Annotated in this window: 19 protein-coding genes; 12 read left to right on the plus strand and 7 right to left on the minus strand. The window is 65.6% G+C overall.

Annotated features, from left to right (window positions below; translation table 11 throughout):
• Together ACZ3H8_RS19120 and ACZ3H8_RS19125 are read left to right on the plus strand one after the other, a co-directional pair.
• Positions 1-938: hypothetical protein (locus ACZ3H8_RS19120; protein WP_467403268.1), on the plus strand; the 938-nt coding region annotated here is incomplete at its 5' end.
• A gap of 155 nt (positions 939-1,093) precedes the next feature.
• The gene (locus tag ACZ3H8_RS19125; protein ID WP_467403271.1) at positions 1,094-1,702 is read left to right on the plus strand and encodes a hypothetical protein; all 609 of its coding nucleotides are present in this window, start codon (positions 1,094-1,096) and stop codon (positions 1,700-1,702) included.
• On the opposite strand, the gene ACZ3H8_RS19130 is transcribed toward ACZ3H8_RS19125, so the two are convergent.
• Entirely contained in the window at positions 1,695-2,621 is a 927-nt protein-coding gene (locus tag ACZ3H8_RS19130) for a hypothetical protein (RefSeq protein WP_467403273.1), read from the minus strand. The two genes, ACZ3H8_RS19125 and ACZ3H8_RS19130, sit on opposite strands and share 8 nt — an antisense overlap.
• Positions 2,622-3,222: 601 nt before the next feature.
• On the opposite strand from ACZ3H8_RS19130, the gene ACZ3H8_RS19135 reads away from it, so the two are divergent.
• Positions 3,223-5,916, plus strand: coding sequence for an NB-ARC domain-containing protein (locus ACZ3H8_RS19135; RefSeq protein WP_467403275.1), 2,694 nt, complete (start codon positions 3,223-3,225; stop codon positions 5,914-5,916).
• Positions 5,917-6,140: 224 nt separating this feature from the next.
• On the opposite strand, the gene ACZ3H8_RS19140 is transcribed toward ACZ3H8_RS19135, so the two are convergent.
• The 3 genes from ACZ3H8_RS19140 to ACZ3H8_RS19150 form a co-directional block, all read right to left on the minus strand.
• A complete protein-coding gene (locus tag ACZ3H8_RS19140; RefSeq protein WP_467403278.1) occupies positions 6,141-6,455 on the minus strand; it encodes a hypothetical protein in 315 nt (104 codons plus the stop codon).
• A 250-nt stretch (positions 6,456-6,705) separates the two neighbouring features.
• Entirely contained in the window at positions 6,706-7,179 is a 474-nt protein-coding gene (locus tag ACZ3H8_RS19145) for a cupin domain-containing protein (protein WP_467403281.1), read from the minus strand.
• Between the two features lie 339 nt (positions 7,180-7,518).
• On the minus strand, positions 7,519-8,979 hold the full coding sequence (locus ACZ3H8_RS19150; RefSeq protein ID WP_467403284.1) for an IS4 family transposase: 1,461 nt from the start codon (positions 8,977-8,979) through the stop codon (positions 7,519-7,521).
• A 146-nt stretch (positions 8,980-9,125) separates the two neighbouring features.
• On the opposite strand from ACZ3H8_RS19150, the gene ACZ3H8_RS19155 reads away from it, so the two are divergent.
• The 4 genes from ACZ3H8_RS19155 (at position 9,126) to ACZ3H8_RS19170 (ending at position 14,127) form a co-directional block, all read left to right on the plus strand.
• Positions 9,126-10,286, plus strand: coding sequence for a tyrosine-type recombinase/integrase (locus tag ACZ3H8_RS19155; protein ID WP_467403287.1), 1,161 nt, complete (start codon positions 9,126-9,128; stop codon positions 10,284-10,286).
• 393 nt (positions 10,287-10,679) lie between these two features.
• A complete protein-coding gene (locus tag ACZ3H8_RS19160; protein ID WP_467403290.1) occupies positions 10,680-11,642 on the plus strand; it encodes a protein NO VEIN domain-containing protein in 963 nt (320 codons plus the stop codon).
• A gap of 61 nt (positions 11,643-11,703) precedes the next feature.
• Positions 11,704-13,554 (plus strand): DNA/RNA helicase domain-containing protein, encoded by a 1,851-nt coding sequence (locus ACZ3H8_RS19165; RefSeq protein WP_467403293.1) that lies wholly within the window; start codon positions 11,704-11,706, stop codon positions 13,552-13,554.
• Between the two features lie 300 nt (positions 13,555-13,854).
• Positions 13,855-14,127, plus strand: coding sequence for a DUF6959 family protein (locus tag ACZ3H8_RS19170; protein ID WP_467403298.1), 273 nt, complete (start codon positions 13,855-13,857; stop codon positions 14,125-14,127).
• 172 nt (positions 14,128-14,299) lie between these two features.
• On the opposite strand, the gene ACZ3H8_RS19175 is transcribed toward ACZ3H8_RS19170, so the two are convergent.
• From ACZ3H8_RS19175 to ACZ3H8_RS19185, 3 genes are all read right to left on the minus strand, one after another.
• Positions 14,300-14,866, minus strand: a complete 567-nt coding sequence (locus tag ACZ3H8_RS19175) for a hypothetical protein (RefSeq protein WP_467403301.1) — start codon at positions 14,864-14,866, stop codon at positions 14,300-14,302.
• Positions 14,867-15,802: 936 nt separating this feature from the next.
• Positions 15,803-16,615 carry a hypothetical protein gene (locus ACZ3H8_RS19180; RefSeq protein ID WP_467403304.1) on the minus strand — a complete coding sequence of 271 codons (813 nt, stop codon included), beginning with the start codon at positions 16,613-16,615 and terminating at the stop codon, positions 15,803-15,805.
• 616 nt (positions 16,616-17,231) lie between these two features.
• Positions 17,232-18,326, minus strand: coding sequence for a DUF1152 domain-containing protein (locus tag ACZ3H8_RS19185; RefSeq protein WP_467403307.1), 1,095 nt, complete (start codon positions 18,324-18,326; stop codon positions 17,232-17,234).
• A gap of 81 nt (positions 18,327-18,407) precedes the next feature.
• On the opposite strand from ACZ3H8_RS19185, the gene ACZ3H8_RS19190 reads away from it, so the two are divergent.
• From ACZ3H8_RS19190 to ACZ3H8_RS19210, 5 genes are all read left to right on the plus strand, one after another.
• The gene (locus ACZ3H8_RS19190; protein WP_467403309.1) at positions 18,408-19,148 is read left to right on the plus strand and encodes a GntR family transcriptional regulator; all 741 of its coding nucleotides are present in this window, start codon (positions 18,408-18,410) and stop codon (positions 19,146-19,148) included.
• A gap of 287 nt (positions 19,149-19,435) precedes the next feature.
• Positions 19,436-19,879 carry an ATP-binding protein gene (locus ACZ3H8_RS19195; protein WP_467403311.1) on the plus strand — a complete coding sequence of 148 codons (444 nt, stop codon included), beginning with the start codon at positions 19,436-19,438 and terminating at the stop codon, positions 19,877-19,879.
• Between the two features lie 95 nt (positions 19,880-19,974).
• Positions 19,975-20,703, plus strand: a complete 729-nt coding sequence (locus ACZ3H8_RS19200; RefSeq protein ID WP_467403313.1) for a GntR family transcriptional regulator — start codon at positions 19,975-19,977, stop codon at positions 20,701-20,703.
• A gap of 127 nt (positions 20,704-20,830) precedes the next feature.
• A complete protein-coding gene (locus ACZ3H8_RS19205) occupies positions 20,831-21,181 on the plus strand; it encodes an SCO3933 family regulatory protein (protein WP_398990521.1) in 351 nt (116 codons plus the stop codon).
• A 4-nt stretch (positions 21,182-21,185) separates the two neighbouring features.
• Positions 21,186-22,526: an FtsK/SpoIIIE domain-containing protein gene (locus tag ACZ3H8_RS19210; RefSeq protein WP_467403316.1), complete on the plus strand. Its 1,341-nt coding sequence runs from the start codon at positions 21,186-21,188 to the stop codon at positions 22,524-22,526.
• Positions 22,527-22,545: the final 19 nt, after the last annotated feature.

The raw sequence follows: 22,545 nt of genomic DNA on the forward strand, positions 1-22,545 counted from the left end.
GGCGCAGCCGGAGAACCTCCACTCCGGATCGGCCAGAGGAACAGGACCGGCATCTGTTCTGGACGACCGCGCGGCCGACCTTCCGCACCGTGCCCGAGGCCAGCACAGCGCTGATTCTCTCCATGCGCGCGGTGCGTCGTGAGCCACACCCTCACCGCCTTGTCCGCCGCGCTCGCCGGATACACGGCCGCCTCGCTGGTTCTCAACGCAACGCCACGATCGTTGGGCTGATGACGCTCGCGCGTGGCTACTGCTACTGGCCGGAGTGTCAGGCGCCGACTATGCGGATGGTTAACGGATCTCCGGTTTTGAACGTTGACATCGCCCATATTCGCGCTGCTAGTCCGTCAGGGCCGCGCTTCGACGCGACGCTTTCGAAGTCGCAGCGAGATGCGTTTTCCAACCTGATCCTGTTATGCACGGTCCATCACAAGACGGTCGACGGGAAGGGGTGGGAACGTTATCCGGTTGATCTTCTTGAGCAGTGGAAGAAAGAGCGCGAAGCGGGAAGCCTTGATCAGCTGGCCGGGCTTTCGGGCCTCACAGAAGAGAAGCTGTCGCTGATGCTCGCCCAGGCGCAGTCCGAGCTACTTGACCGTGTCAGCCCGGCTCTCGACGTGTTCGCTGAGACGGCCCCAGACCTCGCAGCGTTGCTGCGGACCCTGACCGACGAACTGGCGGATCCGCGTGTTCACGAGTTCGGAATCTCGGAGGATGTCGCCGTATTGCTCAACGACTCGGCATGGCGGCTGTCCGGCTTGGAGGACAACGCGATGCTGCTTGCCCGAGCTGCCAACAGGCTGGGCAACCTGGGTGACAACGCGAGACTGCTAGCGGACGCCACCTCGAACCTGGGCGGCCTCGCAGATCTGGTGCGGATTCTTGAAGGCGCGGCTCAGAGGATCCAGCAGGCTGCCGATCGCATGGGCCCGTACTAGACCGGCCCGTCCCCGGACGGCCGCACCGTCAGGGCCCCAGTGGCACCGCCGCCCGGGTGATAACGCAGTGTCACCGCGCCGGTTCCGCGCTTACAGCGAGCCGCTGTGCGACGTTGGGCGCCGACCCGAGCCGGAGCGGAGGGACCGACACCGTGATGCCGGACATCAGACGCAGCTTCGCCGCGGTGGCACTGCTGACAGCCCTGACCATGACGGCGACGGCGTGCGGGGGATCCGACCCCGAGCCCGTCCAGACCCGCGACACCACGACCACCGACACGGACACCGAAACGTCCCCCACCGCGCCGGCGGACGAGGATCTGGGCAAGGTCTTCCCCGGCACCGACGGAGGCTCCGGCGGTGGCGCGACGGTCGCCGTGCCGAGGGCGCAGCTGGACGAGCCGGCCGGAGGCACCATGGAGCTCGCCAACGACCAGCAGGTGCCCCTGACCGTCCAGCCGCTGAAGGCCACCACCGACAGCGGGGAGCTCTCGATCGTCGAGGACGCCTGCACCGGCGTCACCCTTCAGCCCCAGGAGACGTGCAGCGTCCAGGTCAGCCACATCGCCCACGAACCCGGCACGTGGACGGGGACGGTCACCGCTCCGACCGCCGAGGGGCCCGTGTTCTCGGTGACCCTGACCGGTGAGGCCGTCGAGGCCGCACCAGAGACGACCTCCGAACCCCCGACGCCGGAGCCCGACGAGACCCCGGAAACCCCCGACGAGACCGAGACCCCCACACCCGAGCCCGGGCTCACCTGACAGAGCCCTTCATCTGCACCCGGACCGTGCCGTCGTCGTCCGGGAGCACGACGGTCACGGTGTTCTTGTATCCCCCGTAGTAGGGGACGAGGTAGAAGCGGGTCGGGGTCTTCACCAGGAGGCGAAAGCCTCTGTACTGGTACCGGTAGGGCCCGGCCCTGGCGCCCAGGTCCTTGAACTCGATGTCCTTGGCGTGGTGGACCAGCGGCAGGCGCGAAAGGACCTCCACGGCCGGGTTCCGCTTCATGCCGCCGTTCGCGTCCGCCCTCGCTTGCGTCTCGCCCGCCATCGCCGCGTACCGGGACACGCCGTAGAACAGGCTCAACGTCAGCATCCCTAGGAGCAACGCCCCGGCCACGAGCCACAGCCGGTCGGCGTCGCGGACCCGAGGGTTCCGCCGCCCGGGGTCGTGCTGCCCGAGGCGCACCTGGATGGCGAAGAAGGCCAGGCTGGCTCCCAGGGCCACCACGAGGGTGGGCAGCAGCCCGCGTGGCCAGCCCGCGGGGAGGAAGGCGAGCAGGTCATCCCGGAAGAACACGGGGTAGCCCCCGACCACCCCCAGGAGCAGGCCCACCGCCAGCAGCGCGCGGTACGCCGTGCGGCGCCGCCCCTCGTTCTCCGGGCGGGCCAGGGCGTGCCCGAGCCAGCCGAGTACGAGCAGGACGATGAGCCCGCAGACGAGCAGCATCCAGACCGGGAAGAAGAGGGCCTGCGGGCTGCGCGCGAGGACGGCCTGAACGGAGATGGGCAGGTCGCTGAGCGGGACGCCGAACGCGCGGTAGTAGGCCTCGTTGTACTGGTTGCCGAAGTAGTAGAGCAGCCCGAGGACGACGGTCCCGGGCGCCGCGACGTACGCCGCCTTGTCCAGGAACGACCTCTTGGGAGGGGCCGATGGCGGCCGCCGCGCCTTCACGGGCATGCGCTCAGTCTGTCCGCCCGCCCCGGGGCCCGCACGTAACGGCCGTCCGTCCGGCTGACACCCCGCCGCGCCGCCCCGGCACACTCGCCGCTAGGGGCGTGCGGGAACACCGCTCGCCGAGCGGTTCGGGCGTCTATCGCAGGTCTATCGCGATCAGTGCGCAACAACGACAAAGACCTGGACTCAGTGGGACTGTGTCCAGGTCTTCATGCGTGGCACTCGTGCAGGTCAGCAGCGTGATCGTGCTGGTCTGGCTGGAGTGCCCCCGGCAGGATTCGAACCTGCGCACACGGCTCCGGAGGCCCTGTGAACCACGCACGTATCTGCTGGTCAAAGCGATGGTGCTGTCTCCCTGCGGGGCACCAGTCCACGAATAGGCCGTGAGGTTCAGCCCTTCCTGCTGAGCTTCAGCACCTTCGACGTGGCTTCCTTCTTCTTCGGCGCACCGCTCTGTCGCGGACCACGGGTTCGGGTGGCCGGTCCAGGGCAAGCCGCAGAGCCAGAATCGCGTGGAACAGAGATCAGGAATGCGCGAACTGACCACCGCTCTGCAGTTGCGTCACTACAGTGGGTTGTCCGCGTATTGGACCTCGGAGTGTCGATGATCAAGCACGCCCGCATGACGCGATCCAGGCTCTATGTCCTGATTGACTCCTTTGAATCTGATTTGCGGCGTATTCTCATCCGCTACATCCTGGATCATCTTCCTGAGGATGAGGCTCTTGGGCCCAACTTCAAGAGAGCAAACGATCGCAGGGAGGAGGATAGTGGAGACGCGAATGTCTCCATTGCCGAGTATCTAGATCTGCGTGAATGCTACGACATCCTGAATCGACACCGCGATTCGCTGCCGGGTGAACTTGCTCGTGAGTTGCGCGCTAACACTGTGCACATGGACACCTTGGTGCCGATCCGCAATCGTGTGATGCACGGGCGTCCGCTTCAAGAAGGGGACGCCGGGAAGGCTGTCAGTGCGACGAATTCGTTCACTTCGCGCTTTTGGCAGGGCGCGCGAGACACGCTTGAGCACCTCTATGAGGACCCGAATTGGGAGCCCGCTTTCGGTTCCATAGTCAAGCGGTCTGACAAAGTGCTCCACAACCTACCGCTGCCTGAGTTCGATGAGACTGGGCTCGTGGGTCGGTCTCAAGACTGCCAAACGATCGTCGAGCATCTGTTGCGTCGCCGCGAAAATATGATCACACTTACCGGCGAGGGAGGTATCGGCAAAACTGCTTTGGCACTTCAGGCGGCCTATAGCGTACTTGACGCGCCTGACGTGCCCTATGAGTGCATCCTGTGGGTTTCCCTCAAGACTGAGAGGCTAACCGCTAACGGTGTCGAAACAATCGTTGACGCAGTGCGGGACGTGACCGGTGCTATTCATCAACTGGGAAGGGTGATTGTCGACGAGTTTTCAGGCTCCGTCTCCGACTTGGCGGAGATGCTTGAGGGCGTTGAGACGCTCCTGATTATTGACAATCTAGAAACCGTTGATGGCAGTGAGATCGTCGCACTGTATGAGGCCCTTCCCTACAGTGTGACGTACCTCCTTACCAGTCGTATTGGGGTTGGGCAACTAGAGCGGAGAATTCGGCTGGGCCCGCTGCGCGAGAAGGATGCAGACAACCTCTTTCGTTCCTTCTCGCGTGCCCGTGGAGTGGATTGGATGGCCCAGCTAAAGCCTGACACGGTAAGAGAGGTTGTGAGTCGGCTTAGGCACAGTCCGCTTGCAGTTCGATGGTACGTCCTGAGTGTAGAGGCGGGTGTGCAACCAAATCTAGCTTTGCTGCAGCAGGATGAACTCATCAATTTCTGCGTCCGGTCCGTATACGAAACGCAGAACGAGGTCACCCAGCGGCTTCTCGTGGTTTTGTACTCACTTGAGCGTGAGGCTACATTCGACGAGCTGGCTATTCTCACCGAAAACTCGATCGACGAACTGCGTCGTGCAGTACAGAACCTGGTGAGCGGCTCAATGGTTGCGGTCAGCCCGAGCCCAGAGAACGCGCTGGTCTCCCATATCGGCCTGACGGAAGCTGCCCGCCACTTTCTCACCTCCGTGGAGCCGCCTCATATGGCAGAGATCGGTCAGATTCTCAGCCGAGAGCAAGAGATTCGCAGAGGCGAGGAGTTGCGGCGGGCAGATGAAGCTCAGAGGGAACTCGCTCCAGCTGTGGTGCATGTTAGAGGTGCCCACGATGAGCCCACAGCGCACTTGTTGCGAATGGCCCTAAAGATTTCGGCCCGGGAAAACTTCGATAAGGCGCGCGAGTATGTGACAAAGGCTCGACAGCTCAATCCGGAGTTCTGGGAGGTTGACAGGGTCGACGGGTTTCTTTTGTCCACGAAAGGTAAGGTGGATCAAGCTACTGCAGCTTACAACTCTGCGCTAAGAAAGGTTTCTCCCGGCAAGGAGAGGGCGGTAGTTTGTCATTTCCTGGCGGGGCACCTGGCGCGCAAGGCTCATGACCTTTCAGCTGCGTTGCCTTATGCGCAAGAGGCACATGATTTTTTTGGGACTGCCGAGACCGGTCACTCGCTGGGAACAATTCTGCTCTGGCAGCGCGAATATGAGATAGCGCAAGAATATCTTGTTTGGGCGCTAGATGAGGTCGAAGAGAAGGGGAAGCTCTACAGGATCATCCTGACTACGCTAATTGATTCTTGGCGTAGGTGGGCGGAGCGTCTTCTAGAGGATGATCTGCGTCCCGTGGAGGCCTCTCACAAGGCTCACACTGCTTTTTCGCTCGGAGTGCAAGAACTTCGTAGAGGCACCTACGACCTGAGGCTGGCTGCAGGAGCACTTGAGGGCGCTAAAGTGTTCATGCGTGCAGCAACAGTCACCGGGGTATTGAATCCCTCATTTGAGGGAAAGGTCTATCTCCTGCTGCGGGATATCGAAGCCCACGTGGATCTCTTCGAGAAATGTCAGGCTTGGGGGCAAATTCCTGGTCACGTCGGTAAAGTCTTCCGTGCTCGGAATGTATCCGAGAGAATCCAAAGGATTTGCGCTACTCTCGTGGGTGGCTCTGGCGTTCAGGGTGAATCTTCCGATGATCGTGAAGGTCTCTCAGGGCGCGTCAGTGGGTGGCTTGGAAGGTACGGATTTATTTCCCACCCAGAGTTCCCCAGTGACGTGTTCTTTCCAGCTTCTGTAGTTCGGGACCTTGCGGCCAGAGGAGAGGAGATCGATCTAACTGGCTGTCAGGTTCGTTTCGGTATCGATGAGTATGAAACTGGAGCCCGACCAAGGGCTTCGTGGGTACTTATCCTGCCCGGTGGCGCAAGCTGAGGACGCGGACGCTTTGCGTCACGGTCGGTGGAGTCTCAATGACCAAGTCGAGCTACTCTTCCGTCAAGTTGAGGACCCCTAGCCGGCAAGAGGATTTGAACCTGTGGCCTCATCCTCATCAGGTCGGTCCGTGGGCGTCGCGCACCACGGCCAATCCTGGCCGGTGCTGGGTCCACCTGCCGCGTGAGTCCGGCGGGATTCGCCGGTAACCGGCAGTGTTGGTGTCAGCCGCTGATGCCATCGCCAGATTGCTCTCTTGACACGCCTTGTGTCGCCTCGACTTCCTCGTCCTCGTAGCCACCCATGGCGTCGAGCAAACGCTGCCGTGCCTGCTCCAGACGACCGGCGTAGTCGGGCATGAAGATCTCAACGAGCGACTTCTCCAGGGTGCCGGAGATCGCATAGATGCCTGACCAGACGGTGCGGTCCGGGACGATCGCATCGAGCTTGTCGGACTTCATCATCACTTCGTAGAGCCAGTCCGACAGCACGAACGCTTGGTCGTGCGTGAGCTTGATGACCACCGGTTCCTCATCCACGCGGTCAAGGTACGCGACGGTCGAGCGGGGCTACGCGGTGCCGGCGCTTTGGGCTTCGGAGCACCAGTTTGGAAGATCGCGTAACCGGGTGGGGCCTGACCTGGCAAGACGCTGACCTGCACGTTCCTGGGAGGCTCGCTGACGTTCCCCGTTGTTCCCCGCCACTCGCTGCCGCATCGGGCACGCAGGGGGCACACGTGCCCTTCTCCCGCGTTCCGCTGGTAACTGCGCCCCCGCCGCCTGGGACAAGCTAGGCGTTAGGCATCGGCTGCATCTGAATTCCGTGCCGCTTACCGATCTCGATGATGCGATCAACGTCAGGCGGCGTGTCCGACTGGGGCGGCAGCTCCCGTCGCTGGGCGGGTTCACCCGCCTCGGCGAAGAATTTATCGATACCGCCCGGCGTGTAGGTGATCAGGATCCGCACTGTGCTGGTGGGCTCGAACCGCTCCAATGTGCCCTCAGGGATATGGAAGAAGGACCCGGGTCCGCCTTCGACCGTCTTGCCTCCGATGTGATAGCGCAGCGTCCCCTCGATGACGTAAACGCTCTCGGTCCCAGGGTGAGTGTGGGGCGGTGGGCCACCACCCACCGGAACGGTCATCTCCATGACGGTCATCGAGCCATTGGTCTCGTCGCTCGACGCCTTGACCTCGTAGAGGCCGTTCAGCATCCAGAATGCCTCCCCGTCACCGCTGTGGCGCACGTGGGCGTTGTTCGCCATGGGGTCGCTCCTTTCCTCGGTGGACCTCCCGAGGTGTTCCCAGCGGCTCGCCGACCGAAGGCCGCCATCCGGGTGCTTGCGCGCGTGTGTCGCACGTCCCGCATGACCAGCCCGGACCCTGGATTCCATCGACCGCGTCGCCGGGCGTCCCTGAACCCGCAGCTGCCCACGCGGTCGGCGGAGCGGCTTTGGGCGGGAGCTGCCATGGGGCGAGTGATCATGGCCCCTCAAGCTTGCCGCGATTCGGGCAGTCTGTGGACCTGCCCGCAATGGCCAGAATCGGGGCCATGATCTTAGAGGCTCGCCCCATGGTGGCTGCCTAAAGGCCAAGACCGGCAGTTAGGGTCTGGCGCTGGTCAGGAGCGTGACGCGGGTGATGATTTTGGTCTTCTGGCCGACGCTGCCGTTGGTTTTGTTGTAGGCGTAGGGCGACAGGGTGCGTTTCACGCAGCGTGGGCTGGTGCGCGACCGGCGTCGTGGGGCGGTGAGGTTGCGTCGGTCGACCAGGACGGCGGCCAGTTGGGCAGGGCCGGCAGTGTCCGCGGTGATCACCGTATGCCGTGCCGTGCGCAACGCGATGGTGAAGGACAGCCGGTCGGGGTCGATGCCGGTGGCGGTGGCGGCCTGGGACATGGCCATGCGGGAGATCTGGAAGACGGTCAGCAGTGCATAAAGCTCCTGCTCGACACCGTCGACGGTGCGGGAACGCAGGACGCGGTCCGCGCCGCGCAGGGTGACTTTCAGCCCGTAGTAGGCGGTCTCGATCTCCCAGCGCTGGTGGTAGAGGGCGGCCAGCTCGGCCGCCGGGTGCCTGTCAGGGTCCAGGAGCGTGGTGACCAGGCGGACGGTGCTGCAGCGCGAGTTGCCGTCGGCGGCGGTGACGCTGATCTGGTAGCTGATCACGCGCATAGTCATCGCGGTCAGCTTCGGCAGCGGGGTGGTGCGGCCGCGGTGCAGCCAGTTGGCCAGCCGGTCGCCGGAGCGGCGGTCCGCAATCAGGGTCAGGTGAGTGCCGTCCGGCAGCGGCTGCATGACCGGCAGCAGTCGCCCGGCCTGCACCCGCCACAACAGGTCGGCGCCGGTGGCGGCGGCATCCCGGATCGCCTGGTAGCCGTCATAACCGCGGTCGGCCAGCAGCAGCATCCCGGGCGTCAGGGCAGGCAACAGGGCATGCGCCTGCGGCAGTTCCTTGTGCCGCAGCGGCCCGAACACCGCGTCGATCAGGCCACGGGTGCCGCATTCGACCAGGGCGGTCAGCCGGACCTGCGGATAGCCGGCCGGGCGGGTGGTGCGGGCGCCATGCCGCCGGAAGTACGCGACGTTGGCCTCACTGTCCGGCACCTCCAGGCAGGTCCCGTCCCAGGCCACCAACCGCAGCCCACGCCAGAACACCCCCACCGTGTCGGTCAAACCGACCGGGCCGCACAGCCTGCGAAACAGCATGGCCAGCGGAGCCGTCCCCAGTCGGCGCCTTGCCTGCCGCAGGGCGGCCGCCGACGGATCGGGCACCATCGCCCGCGGCAAACCGGCCGTCAAAGCGGCCCACACCCCGCGATACCCGCAGTCGGTGAACAACGCCATGGCCAGCACGAAGTAGACCGCCACCCGGGCCGGCAGCAGCCTCACCCGGCGCTCGGTCCGGCCCGTGGTCCGCAGGACCTCATCCACCAACGACGGCGGCACCCACCGCGTCAACGCCCCTAAATGGCCCGGCAACCACACTCGCGACCGGTCCCGAACTGTCCCGCTGGTGGCACACTGAACGGACAACGGAGCCCCCTCGAACCGTGACCTCGACACTCACAGTTCGCGCCGGGCTCCGTTCCCACGTCAAGCCACCGAACCAACCCTCCGCCCAGCCCTAACTTCCCGGTCTTGGCCTTTATCCATGCCAACACCGTTCAGCCCGTTCGTCGTAGGCGCTCGCGCTACGGGAGGGCTGCTTGATGGGCAACAAGAAGGGAAGCCGCCGGCGCTTCGGATCGGTTCGTCAGTACCGGTCCGGGCGTTGGACCGCGAGCTACCTGGGCAAGGACGGGCAGGAGTTCCGCGCGCCCGAGACGTTCGAGACCAAGAAGGACGCCGAGGTCTGGCTCTCGCAGATTGAGGCCGATCTGACACGCGGCGACTGGCAGGACCCAGACGCAGGAGCGGTGAACTTCAAGGAGTACGCGCTCCAGTGGGTCGACGAGCGGGGCCTGTCCGCCACCACGGACGAGCTGTACCGGCGACTCCTGCGGCTGCACGTCCTGCCCTCGTTCGAGGCCCTGGACCTCGACGAGATCACTGCTCCTCGCGTCCGCACCTGGAGGGCCGAGCGGCTGGCGACGACCGGGGCGACCACGACCGTTGCCAAGGCCTACCGGCTCCTGAAGGCCATCATGGAAACCGCGGTCGATGACGAGCTGATCCGGCGCAACCCCTGCCGCATCAAGGGCGCTGGCAAGGAGTCGTCCGCTGAACGGCAGATCGCCACCGTCGCCCAGGTCGACGCACTCGCCGATGCCCTCGGGCCCCGCTGGCGCCTGATGGTCTACCTCGGCGCGTACGGGCCGATGCGGCCGGAGGAACAGGCCGAGCTCCGCCGCAGGGACGTCGACCTGGACGCGATGACCATCCGCGTGCGGATGGCAGCACCCGAGGTGACGACCGGCCATCGCGCCCTTGGTGACACCAAGTCGGATGCAGGCAAGCGGCTCGTCGTCCTGCCGGCCTTTCTTCGGACCGACCTTCGGCGGCATCTCGACTGGTACGCCGAGAAAGGACCCGACGGACTGCTGTTCGTGGGGGAGAAGGGCAAGCCGTTCCGGAGGTCCACCTTCGGGCGGAAGTGGCGCAAGGCCCGTGCCAAGGTCGGCATGCCGGAGGGCTTCCGCTTTTACGATCTTCGTCACACCGGGCACACGCTGGCGACCCGCTCCGGGGCCACCCTCAAGGACACGATGGTCCGCGCCGGGCAGTCGTCAGAGAAGGCCGCGTTGATCTATCAGCACTCGGATCTTGAGCGACAGCAGGAAGTCGCAAGCGGGCTGGACGAGCTCGTGCGGGCCGCTCGCCAGAAGAGCGACAAGGGGCCTTCTGGTGCGGATCTGGTGCAAGGTGCTTAGTGCGGTCTAGACAACAACAAAGCCCCGGGCTCCTGGCCTGGGGCTTTCTATGGAGCGGGTGACGGGAATCGAACCCGCGCTCTGAGCTTGGGAATCACGGCGCTTCTGAACCTAGGTCGGAGCCTGACCAGCACCAAACAGGTGCCAGGGTGAAGCTGCGGGCACACCTTGGCACCCGCTGTTGACCGTCGTTCACCGACCCGTCGGGCACGGATCGGGCACGGCCGTGAGTACCGCTTTAAAAGTTCGAGCAGGGATGCCGCAACCAGCCAGCCTGCGGCATCCATTGCGCTGGCTGGCAACTCGGTTGCTGGCGCGCCCGGTAGCCGTCCGGGCCTCGGCGCTTCTGGATCCTCTTGAGGTACTTATAGTGACGCGCTTACGATGAGCTGCATGAGGCAAGAACCTTTCGTCATGGTCCACGTGGGCCAAAGCACTGAGTCGCAGCGCAACTTGCAGTACGGGATCGAGACCCGCTCCTGGGGGTTCCCGCTCTGGCAGCCCGAGTACCGGTCGGTCCGTCCGCGTTTCGCCCTGCTGGCCACGGGGGTGGCTCCCCGCGTGCCGCTTGACGTGTGGCTCACCCAGAGGATCACCCTGTACTTCTTCGAAGTCCGCGAGAACTTCTACGGGGCAGAGGCTCCTCATTGGCCCGACGAAGAGGCCGAGAACGCCATCAAGTACCCAGTGCGCTTCGGGGTCGAGCCCCTGGCCGTGATCCGTGATGTCCCCCTGAATGAACACGGGCCGCTGGGACTGGTCGGCAGCGACGCCATCCGCCGCTCCGGCATCGAGCGCGGCATTGGCAAGCTGTGCGACTTGGACCCCCAGCCCCTGCTCGACGCGGCGGGCGTCCCGGCCAACTGGGCACAACGGCAGCAAGTTCCCCTGAACCGCACCCCCGGCTTCACCGCAGAACAGGTCGAGGCACCCAAGGCGCCTAAGCGCCGGCGCCGCGGGGCTGGCTTCATCTCCGATCCCAAGAAGCGCAAGGCCATCGAGCTGCACGCAGAGGACATGGCCGTCGCCCACTACGAGCAGCGGGGATGGACCGTCGAACGCCTCGGCAAGCCATACGACCTCCACTGCACACGTGCCGGGGCGGAAAGGCGCGTTGAGGTCAAAGGGACGACAGGCGCGGCCACGAGCGTGGACCTGACGATCAATGAGGTCGAGCACGCCCGAAATCCGCAGCACACCGTGGACCTGTATGTGGTGAGCGATATCAAGGTGGACGTACGAAGCGCCGATTACGCCACGAGCGAGGGCAGGGTGCTGCACCTCCAGGACTGGTCCCCGGCCGAGGAGGATCTGAGGCCGAGGAGCTTCGAGTACCGCCTGCCGCTCGAAGCTTGACCTGGCCCACCCCCACCGATACCAACCGATCGTACGGAGATCAATCGTGGCCCTCTTACGTATGTCCGCACGCACTCTGGAACGCACCAGCAACGCAACTTTGTCGGAACGGCTCACGGAGCGGTCTCGCTCCAAGCTGTTTCAGGAACCGTCAGCTGGCGAGAACCGCGCCTGGCAGAACAGCCTCCCGGCTCTGGCAGAAGTGCTGTGCGACGCCGGGCTCCACGAGGTGGAGGTCCTCATCGAGTACCAGATACCTCTCAGCAGCCTTCGCGCGGACGCCGTATTGGCCGGTACGCATCCCGAGACAGGCAGACCCTCGTACGTCGTCGTCGAACTCAAACAGTGGAGCGAGGCCAGCCTGGTACCCGAGACGGAAGATCTGTGCCTGGTCCGTGGGGCCGGCTACCGCTCCTCCCTTCACCCGGTCGTGCAGGTGCGTCGCTACTGCGACTACCTGGAGGACTTCACCGCACTGCTGAATGACGCGCAAAATCACGTCGCCGGCCTGGCCTACCTGCACAACGCCCAAGACCGGGACGTAAGCGAGCTTTTCCAGCTCAACGATGGCAGAGCACATCTCTTCACCAGCACGTCCCGCGGCGAACTCATACGGCATCTGCAGAACCAGCTTTCGCCGCTCGACGGGGCGCTGGAAGCAGACGCCCTCTTGGACAGCCCCATCACACCAGGACAGCAACTCATGCGAACGGCCGCCGACGAAGTCCTTTACGGCGGCAAGTTCCGGCTCATGGATGAACAACAGGTTGCGGCGTCTCTGGTCAAGCGCGCTGTCGCGATCTCACGGCGGTCGGACAGCAAAGAAGTGATCGTGGTCTCCGGAGGACCTGGCTCTGGAAAGAGCCTGATAGCCCTCCACCTCATGAGTTATCTCGGCAGGAACCGACGGAACGTCGTCCACGCCACCGGCTCCAAGTCCTTCACCACCACCCTGCGCCACGTCGTCGGTCAGAAGAACGAGCGCATCGCCAAGCTCTTCCGCTACTTCCTCGACTTCCGCACCGTGGAAAAGAACGAACTCGATGTTCTCATCTGCGACGAAGCTCACCGCATCCGCCACCGCTCGGGAAACCAAGACTCCTTGAACGCCCACAGAAGCGGACGAAGCCAGGTCGAAGAACTCATCGATGCTGCCAGGGTTCCGGTCTTCTTGCTCGACGAGCACCAAGTTGTGCGCCCAGACGAGATGGGGAGCGTCAAGGAGATCGATCTGGCCGCAAAAGCGCGCGGCTGCGTCGTCCGTCACGTCAACCTCGACGAGCAGTTCCGCTGCGGCGGAAGTCGCGCCTACGAACACTGGGTCCGGCGTCTCCTGGGGCTGGAACCCGGAGGGCCGGTGCCATGGGAGCCTGAGCCCAACTTCGAGCTGCTGATCGCCGACACCCCCCAGCAGATGGAGACGTATCTCCACTCCCGGCAAGCAGCCGGATCCACCGCACGTATGACCGCTGGCTTCTGCTGGCCGTGGAGCGACCCGCGAAGAGACGGCAGCCTGGTCGATGACGTGGTCATCGGTGACTGGCGTCGGCCGTGGAACGTCAAGGGGGAGCGCGAGGTACGCGGCGGCCCGCGATCCTCGCTCTGGGCCACTGAACCAGCGGGCATCGGCCAGATCGGCTGCATCTACACAGCTCAGGGTTTTGAGTACGCCTGGAACGGCACAATCCTCGGCCAGGACCTGGTCTGGGCAGGCGACAGTTGGCGCACCGACCAGGCAGTGTGCAGGGACAGCAGCCTGCGCAATGCGGCGTCCCACGACTTCGCCCGTCTCACACGGAACCGGTACAAGGTACTCCTGACAAGGGGCCTGACCGGCACCGTCCTGTACTCCACCGACGCCGAAACACAAGCCATGCTGCGCACCCTTGTACCGGGTAGGACCGCTCCATAACAGTGACGGCAAGAGCGTCTTCGCTCGACGAGCACGCTTTCCAACTGTGTTGGTGGAGCGGGAGGAATCGTGCAGTGGCGTTCATCTGCGTTCGTAGGCGGCCAGTTGCGGGAGAGCAGATACCGGCTTCGGTCTCGCCTGAACGGCCCCGAACGACTCTGAATGAGACGGTAACTGAGACGGGTGGCAGCACCATCGGCGCACATCGTGGCACCTCAGGAGCATGCTCGTCTCGGAGGTGCTCACCGCAGGACATCACTGTCCTTGATGTCACCCGGTGATGTCAGGTTGGATGACCGTATGGAGCGAGTCGAGGCTGAGCTGTTCACGGACGGTGGCAACAGCGCAGTGGTGCGCCTGCCCGGTCGCCGCTTCCCCGGTGTGCTGATCCAGGGTGACTCACTCTCCATTCTCCGCAGCGATGTCGCTGAAGTAGTGGAGGCCTTCGACGAGGGCGACGTGGCGGGCGCCCGCGAAACTGCCAGCCTTCTCCTGGATGGCCTCGACGCGCTGCTCACGCGCTACTCCGCTGCGCTGGAAGCCCACGAGATCCCGCTGCCTTACCGGCCCTGAGTTGTGAGCTTAGGAATCACCGTGCGGATCGGGCTAGTTGATCTGTCGAGTTGCGCAGACGCCGGGTTCCCCGCCCTCGCCGACTCCAAAGCCGCCGATCGGCAGGCCGCACTCAAGGCAGCCCTGCCCGTAGCGGAGCGCAATCATGGCTCGTGCGCGTTTCGCTTCTGAGCTATCCCGAGATCGCGATGTCCGTCACTTCGGCGGTGAGCTTGGCGCCGCTCGTGGCGGTGGACATGACGACGGGATGGTAGGAGAGGGAGCTCTGGTTGGTCAGCTCCATAGTCTGGATGATGGCCCCGTCCTCGCCGCCACGCACCTCGTATGTGATCGAGTAGGTCTTGTCGGGGTCGAGCGGCAGCGGACCGAGGTAGGACAGGTTGGGCTCCACCGTGACGTTGCACCCGGCGGAGCCGAAGCACTGCTTCGACTTGGTCTTCAGGTCCAGCGAGAACTCCTCGCGGGCGGGGGCCTTGTTGTAGATCTCCTCCAACGTGGGCTCCTCGGTAGGCTTGTCCGCCACCCCGGCGGCCGTCGCCGTGGCCCCGGAGGCGGCCTTCGCCGGGCTCCTGGAGCCCTCCTCGTTGTCCATGGCCAGGAAGAGTCCTGTGCTAACCAGGGCGGACGTCAGGACCCCGACGGTCAGCCCCTTCAGAAACGCGTGGCGGCCTGGGGGCTTCGGAGCCTTTGGCGAGGAATCAGGCATCGGGGGCAGGTCGGCACTGGTCTGTTCGCTCATGCGTGTTCCGTCTCTTGTTTCCGTACATGCGGTCGGATTCCAGTAATGAGCCGGTCCGACTGTATTTCATATACCTCCGTCGTAGTTGCGAGTTGTCCTATTCGCTCCTCGTAGCAGCCGACTGTGAAGCCGACGAGACACCACAGGCGATCGACACCCCCGAATGTGTCGTGAGAGCGTCCGCTCGTCGCCTCCGAGGCCGCGCAGCTCGACGACCTGTACATGTCCGCCCTCGAAGTCCTCGAAGGCGGCCACGTGATGGCGTCCGACAACAGGATCATCACCAGCTAGGACGGGCAGCCGCTCCTCGACGACGGGCCGAAACTCGCGGCGATCCGCGAACTCCGGGCGATCCGCGAGACAACAGATCCTGCGGGGATGGGGCATCGACGTGGCATCTGACAACGGAAAGGCCCCTGGTCGATGACCAGGGAGCCGAACCCTGCCGCCAGCTGCAGCTGTTCACTGTGGGCGCGGACGGTTTCGAACCGCCGACATCTGCTTTGTAAGCCTGGCACCGCTCGCGGACGGGTCTTTGCTGGTCAACAGGCGCACAACAGTGCTGCGCCTGACGTCGCTTGCCTGCACCGCCTCACACCCCAATTGACCGTGGCTGACCGCTCGATCTGGCACGGATCTGGCACGCGCGGCGTCGCCGACACCTGCCTTGTAAGTTCGATCCCGGCCTCGGTATTGCTCAGCAGAGCCACTTCTGCCTGGCAGGGGCGTGGCCGCATCGGTCTGCTGGCTACCGCCGTGGTCCGCTGCTGTTGATGTCACCTGGTGATGTCAGGCGAGTACGGCTGGCGGGTCCGGGTCGTTGTTCTGGGCTTGGGCTGGGCGTGATCTGAGCGATCTATGGGCGCCTGGCCCCCGCAGCGACCGCTCTCACGGCCCGGGCCGTGAGAGCGGTCGGTAACGCCGAACGGTCGGGTGCTAGAACCAGATGATGACGTACCCGTTGCCGCCAGGAGTGCCGGGCTCGCCGGGGACACCGGCACCGCTGCCGCCCTGGCCGCCGTCGCCGCCTGCCGCGCCGCCGTTGGGCGGGCTGACGATGCCGTCTGCGGCGTCACCGCCGTGACCGCCGACGCCGGTGACGTGGCCGTCTTCGCCACGAAAGCCGTCGTTGACGAAGTTGTTGCAGTTAAGGGCATCGTTAAGGTCGACGTCGCCGCCGGCGCCGCCGAGGCCAACCTCGCCGTCGGCGTCGCCGCTGCCGCCGCCACCGCCTCCATGGGCGGTGAGAGCCTCCTCCCCGTCGTCGATCACGCTCGTGGCGGTACCGGCGCCTCCGTCGGTACCGTCCTCGCCGGGCTGGCCGCCGGTGCCTGCGTGACCGCCGTGGCCTACGTGCACCGAGAGTTCGTCCCCAAGGTTCTGCGTGGCCACGTTGCACACAGAGAAGACGAAGCCGCCGGCGCCGCCGCCACCACCGCCGCCCCCACCTGCGGGCTGGGCAGCGCGGCCGTTGTTGAGCAGGGCGCCACCGCCGCCGCCGCCACCGCCGCCACCGGCACCCCATGCCTGGATGTACAGAGCTTTGACGCCCTTGGGGACCCTGAACGTCCCGTCCTCGGTGAACTCCCGGAGTCCGTGGCTCTCCTTCTCCCTCTTGGGGTCTTCGCCGCCGGCATGCGCCACAGGCGCTGTGACGAGCAGCTGACCGGTCAGCGCCGCTGCTGCCATGGCGGCAGCGAGCATCATCCTGCGACGCGCGGGGTGTGCGGGCTGGCTGTTCCCATTCATGGTGCCCTTCCCTCGTGGCCCATCCGGGGCCACGGCAGTGCGATGAATCGAATGTTCGGACCGAGCGGTCCGAGGCCCACCCCAACAGGGCTGCCCACCATCCCGCCACCAGAGATGCCCTTGCCTGGCCCAACGGGGGCGCAAGATGCCCTGCTCGGGCTAACTGCCCGGTCAGGCCACGTTCAGTGAAGAGCCGAGGCCGGTGGAGCCTGGTCCGAAAATAAGCACCTCCGCAGCTCAGGGCCTTACCTGAAGAGATGCCTGCGCGGCTCGGCAACAGTCGGCGGAGCGGCTTTGGGCGGGAGCTGCCATGGGGCGAGAGATCGGGGCCCGTAAGCTTTCCGCGACTCGGGCAGCCTCTGGACCTGCCCGCAATAGCCCGATGTGGGCCCCGATCTTGGAGGCTCGCCCCATGGTGGCTGCGTAAAGCCGTGGAGCCGACCGCCCCAGCCCCGCCGGCCTTTTCTCCTCAGCCAAGATGGCTCGCTCTAGCCGCGCGACCGGCGTAGCCGGGGACAGAGCGGGGCGGAGACAGGAGCGTCGTCCCCGGCGGTCGAGCCGGGGAGCGCGCGGCGAGCGGAGCGAGCCGCCTTGAACCCGTGAAGAAAGTTGTTACTCAGGCGACTTGCGGGATGTGCCAGAGCGGGGCTGCGTACTGCTCTGGGCGGCTGCTGAGCAGGAGAGCTCTCAGGTCCTGGCGCTGCTTGCCGTTAAGGCCAAGGGCCTCGGTGAGGCGGCGGAACGTCGTGTGGGTGACTCCGCGGGCGCGGGCTTCGGCCTCGAACTGGTCGAGGTGGCGGAGCGTGTTCTCGAGGTCGAGTTTCTGCGCTGGCTGGGTGCCGAGCCAACTGGCTTTGTTGCGCTCGTAGTCGATTTCGGAGTACCCGCAGATCTCGCGGCTGTGCTGTTCGACCTCGTCGAGCGTTTCCGTTGCGAGGATGGCGCGGGCCAGCTCGTTGCGGGTGAGGGCGTCGTCCAGGTCGGCTGCGTGGATGGTGGGGCCATCGTCAGTGAGGGGGACCGGGAGGCCAGCGTCGCGGACTTCGCAGAGGCCGCGGATTCCTCGGGCGGTGGCAGCGAGCATGGCCGTCGCTTCCGAGGGGTGCCATTCCAGGACCGAGCTGACCGGTTCGACGTGCTCGGCTGTGAGGGTCAGGAGTGCGAGGCCCATGCGGTCGCGTAGGTCCTCGGCGGGGATCTCGCCGTCCAGGCCGGGGCCTGCGACCAGGAGACGTACCGGGGCGTTGACTTGGCAGCATGCCGCTAGCGTGAGGGCGTCCGCGAGGGGGCTGCGCAACGTCGGTTCGTCGCCGCGGGCGAGGATGTCGCCTCCGACGTCCAGGAGGTCGATCGACTCGGGCTCCAGGTGCTGGATGAGTTCTTCGAGCTGGCGCGTGATGCCCTCGGCACCGTGATGCGGATCGATGAGGGCGAAGGTCTGCGGGAGTTCCGCGGCGAGCCGAGGGAGGGTCGAGCCTGCGGGAGCTACCGGACGGGCATCGCCGGGTACCACCTGGACGCTTCTCGTCAGAGGTCGCAGGCCGGTGAAGCTCGCGGGACCTCGGGGGCCCGGGACCGGGTCGACCAGGAGGCGATCCCACGCGTACGTGAAGACCACCGCTGGGCCCTCGCCGCCGTACAAAGCGGCGTCGAGCATTGCGGCGGCGACAGCGTCGCCCCCTCCACCTGCTGCCACGATCAAGCGCGTCACCCGCGTCAGCGTACGGGCTAGCTGCCTGGCCACTCACCCTATAGTGGCCAGAGGTAATAGCCACTTAGGGAAAGGGCTCGGATGCCGCAGATTGAAGAGACCCAGCCCAAGTACCTGCAGATCGCGCATCACATCCGCGATCAGATCTTGCGCGGTGACTTGCGGCCGGGGGATGAGGTTCCGTCGGAGAGGCAGCTGGCGGCCGACTGGAACGTGTCGCGGCCCACGGCTGCGCGCTCGCTGGAAGCCCTGAGTCATCAGGGCCTCGTCGAGAAGCGGCAAGGATCAGGAACGTACGTCCGCAGTCTGCAAGTAAACCGGCGTGCACGTGAGTTGTACGGCCGGGCCAGGCAGACGGGCAAGATCTACACGCCGGGCGAGTACGCGGTCATCACCTCGGCGGGCTGGCTGGACGCCCCCGACTACGTCGCCGAGGCGCTGAACCTGGCACCCGGCAGCCGTGCCGTGCATCGCCGGCGGGTGACCAACAACGAGTCCGGACCGATCACGCTCTCTACCTCGTGGTTCGCCGCCATGGTCGGCGAGCGGGCGCCCAAGCTCCTGGAGCCGGACCGGATTCGGGAGGGCACTTTGATGTACGTCGAGAGCATGACGGGACGTCAAGGCAGCTACGCCGAGGATCGGATGTGCGCCCGAGTGGCCACCGAAGAGGAGGCGGCCGACCTCAAGTTGCCTGCCGATTCGGCTGTGTTGATCGTGCATCACATCGTCTTTGACGTGCAGGATCGGCCGCTTGAGTTCGCCGAAGCGACCTACCCGCCTGGGCGTTGGGCCTTCGAGCAGGGCTACCCGATCACGTAGAAACCTGTGGCGCTGTCTGCGAACCACTTGCGCCGCGCCAAGTGGCCAATGCCACTATCCAGTAAGTGGCTAAGGCCACTTACTGGAAGGGGCGCGGACGTGATCAAAGACGGCGCAGGGTTAGCGCGCGACGCGCATGCGCCATGCGTGGGTTGCCGGGGCCGAGGCTGGAAGCGCGTGGGTTCCCGCTCCGCCCTGGCAGCCTCCGCGGCTGACGGTCGCGCTCGCACTACGTCCAAGCGGCGCTGTCTCGACTGCGACGGCACCGGTAGGGAGCAGCGAAGCGCATGACTGATGCCGATGACCGGCGCGACGAAACGGGCTCCGGCCCGGTCTCGATCGGTCGCATGACCCTCTACCCGGAACCCGAATCAGTCGCTCGGGCCCGCCGGTGGTTCCGGAAGTTCCTGGATCCGTACGACCTGTCGTGCTCGCTCGACGACTGCGTCTTGATGATCTCCGAACTCGTCACTAACGCGATCTTGTACGGGGAGGCGGAGGAAGAGTGGCGGGTGCGCGTCGAGTGGTGGCGCGTGAATGCGGCGCTGCGGGTCGACGTCCACAACCCCGGATTTCCGGCGCACGTCAGGATGCGGCAGCCGACCCCCGACGAGGCGCACGGGCGCGGACTCTGCCTGGTCAATGAGCTGTCGGACTCATGGAGCGCCCGGCCCAGTCCCTTCGGCGGCACGGTGGTGTCCTTCCTCGTCGACGGCGCCTGGAAGTCGTGACCCTTGTCGGTCTTGCACGCGAGCTAGCCTGCATGCGTGCAAGTTAGCTAGACTGGTTGACCAGTTGACTAGGCCAATCCGGGACGGGCGACGCTATGGCGTACGAAGTGGCTGCACCCAAGTACGTGCGGCTGGCGCAGGCGCTCCAAGGTCGGATCGAGGACGGCACGTACCCGCCCGGCACCCTCATCCCGAGCGAGAACCAGCTCGTCCAAGCCTTCGGCATGTCGCGACCGACGGTCGTTCGGGCTCTCGAACTCCTCAAGCGGGATGGTTGGCTTGAGTCCCGGCAGGGGTACGGCACCATCGTGCGCGGCCAGCCGGAAGCCGTCGAGCAGAAGATCCGGCGTGGTCGCGAAGTGCTGGAGCGCGACGAGTCCCAAGCTGCGGGCCGCCTGGTCGAGGTGAGAGAAGTGCCCGTGCCTCCGCGTGTGGCTTCGCTGCTCGGCGTACCCAAGCGGGCCAAGGTCCTCGTACGGCGGCTGCTGATCGAAGATGAGGGCGAACCGTTCGAGCTGGCCTCGTCGTACTTCCCTGCAAGTCTGGTCGACGGTACGGACCTTGCCGGTCCCGTGCCCATTCAGGGCGGCCTCCGCGAGCACCTGGAGTCGCGGAAGCGCGTGCGCTTCGACCACGTCACGGAGCGCGTTTCCGCTCGGCTGGCGACCAAGGAGGAGAGCGGCCTTCTCGGCATGGCTGCCGGGGACGCGCTGCTCAGCGTGCTCGTCGTGGCCTTCGATGCGTCCGGGCAGGCCCTCCAGGTGACAGATGTGCTGCTGCCGGCGGACCGGCAGGAACTCGAAGACACGTACCGGCTCGGCTGAGATCCACCAACTGATCTATCCAGTACGCCACTTGAATCACTTGACAAGTCAACCTGGCATCCCTAACTTCGAACTTGCTAAGTCAACCTGTCAGGTTGGTAGATGCCCACACAGAGGAGAAATTTCAGTGCGTGTGATGCGAATCGACGCCTCGACGGCAACGATCCTGATGACGGAAGCTCCGGCGCCGAAGCTGCGAGACCGGCAGACCGGTGAGATCGCCAAGGACGCCGTAACCGGCGAGGGTCTGATGACGATCGGCGTCGTCTACATCGACCAGGGGGAGTCCTCCCTGATCTCGGTGACCGTTCCGCAGAGCGGCGTCATGGACGGGCTCGCCGTGGGTGCGCCCGTCTCGCTGCCGGGCCTGGTCGCCCGGCCGTGGGAGAGCGTCTTCAACGGTCAGGCTCGTCACGGCATTGCCTTCCGTGCGACTGCGATCGCTCCCGGCGCGTACCCGGCCGGGCAGGAGGGCTGATCCCGTGGCTGACCTGGTGACGCTCGCCGAACTCGGGGGAGCACTTACCGCCGTTGGTGGGGTGGCCTACGCCCGCAAGGCTCAACCCGCTGTCTACTGGTCCATGGTCGGCCTGCCCGCCGCGACTGCCCGGCTGCTGGTCTCGTATGGCTCCACCATGGATGCGTGCGGGCTCACGGTTCCGCCGTCCCGTCTGCGGGCGCTTGCAGTGAGGGCGACCAGTCGTCGCGAGATACGTCCGGTCCCTCCCCGTCGCGGTCTGGTTCGCCCGACCGCGACGGGGCTCCGGGTGCGGCTCCGCCTCGCCCCCGGACAGGAGCCGGCCGACGTGGCTGCCTCGTGCGAACGGCTCAGGCACGCCTGGGGCGTTCACGCCGTGCACATCCGGAGCATCAAGCCGGGCGTCGTCGAGCTGCTGCTCGTAGGCTTCGACGTGCTGCGGGACGTGAAGATGCCGCGTCGGGCGGAGAGGGACCTTCTCGCCGTACCCGTGGCTCTCCGGGAGGACGCCACGCCGTTCGTACGCGACTACCGGGCCATCCCTCACCAACTGGTCCTCGGAGCCACGCTCTCGGGGAAGTCCATGTTCCTTCGCAACCTGTTGGCGGCGCTGGCGGCTCAGCCTGTGGCGCTCGTCGGCATCGACTGCAAGCGCGGTGTGGAGCTCGCTCCCTTCGCGCCTCGGCTCTCGGCCCTGGCCACGGACCCTGATGAGGCCGCCGAGCTGCTGCCCGTACTCGTACAGGAGATGGAGGACCGGTACGACCTCATCCGGGCTCGGCAGAGCATCGCGCCCGGCGTCCGGGACGAGGAGATCACCTCCGATGTATGGGGCCTGCCCGACGACGAACGACCGGCCCCGATCGTGCTCTTCGTCGACGAGGTTGCGGAACTCTTCCTCGTCGCCACACGCAAGGACGAGGAACGGCGCGACGAGGTGGTCACTCAGTTGATCCGTCTCGCTCAGCTCGGACGGGCCGCGGGCATCTATCTGGAGGTCTGCGGGCAGCGCTTCGGGGCCGAACTGGGCAAGGGGGCGACCATGCTCCGGGCCCAGCTCACCGGCCGCGTGTGCCACCGGGTGAACGACGAGGCGTCGGCCAAGATGGCGCTCGGCGATATCGCTCCTGAGGCGGTGTACGTCGCGTCCGCCATCGCCCCCGAAGTGCCTGGGCTGGCGGTCGTGGGGGACTCGTCAGGCGGCTGGTCCCGCATTCGCACGCCGTACCTCTCCCTCGCCGACGCCGCGTCGACCTGCCGTGACTCGGCCCATCTCACCCCGCACATACCGGCGTTGGAGGCCTTCCGGCCATACGCCTCGGCCGAGCTGAGTCCGGCGGGCTGAGCGCTCAATCCCTCGGTTG

The organism is Streptomyces sp. NPDC002868 (assembly GCF_055563295.1).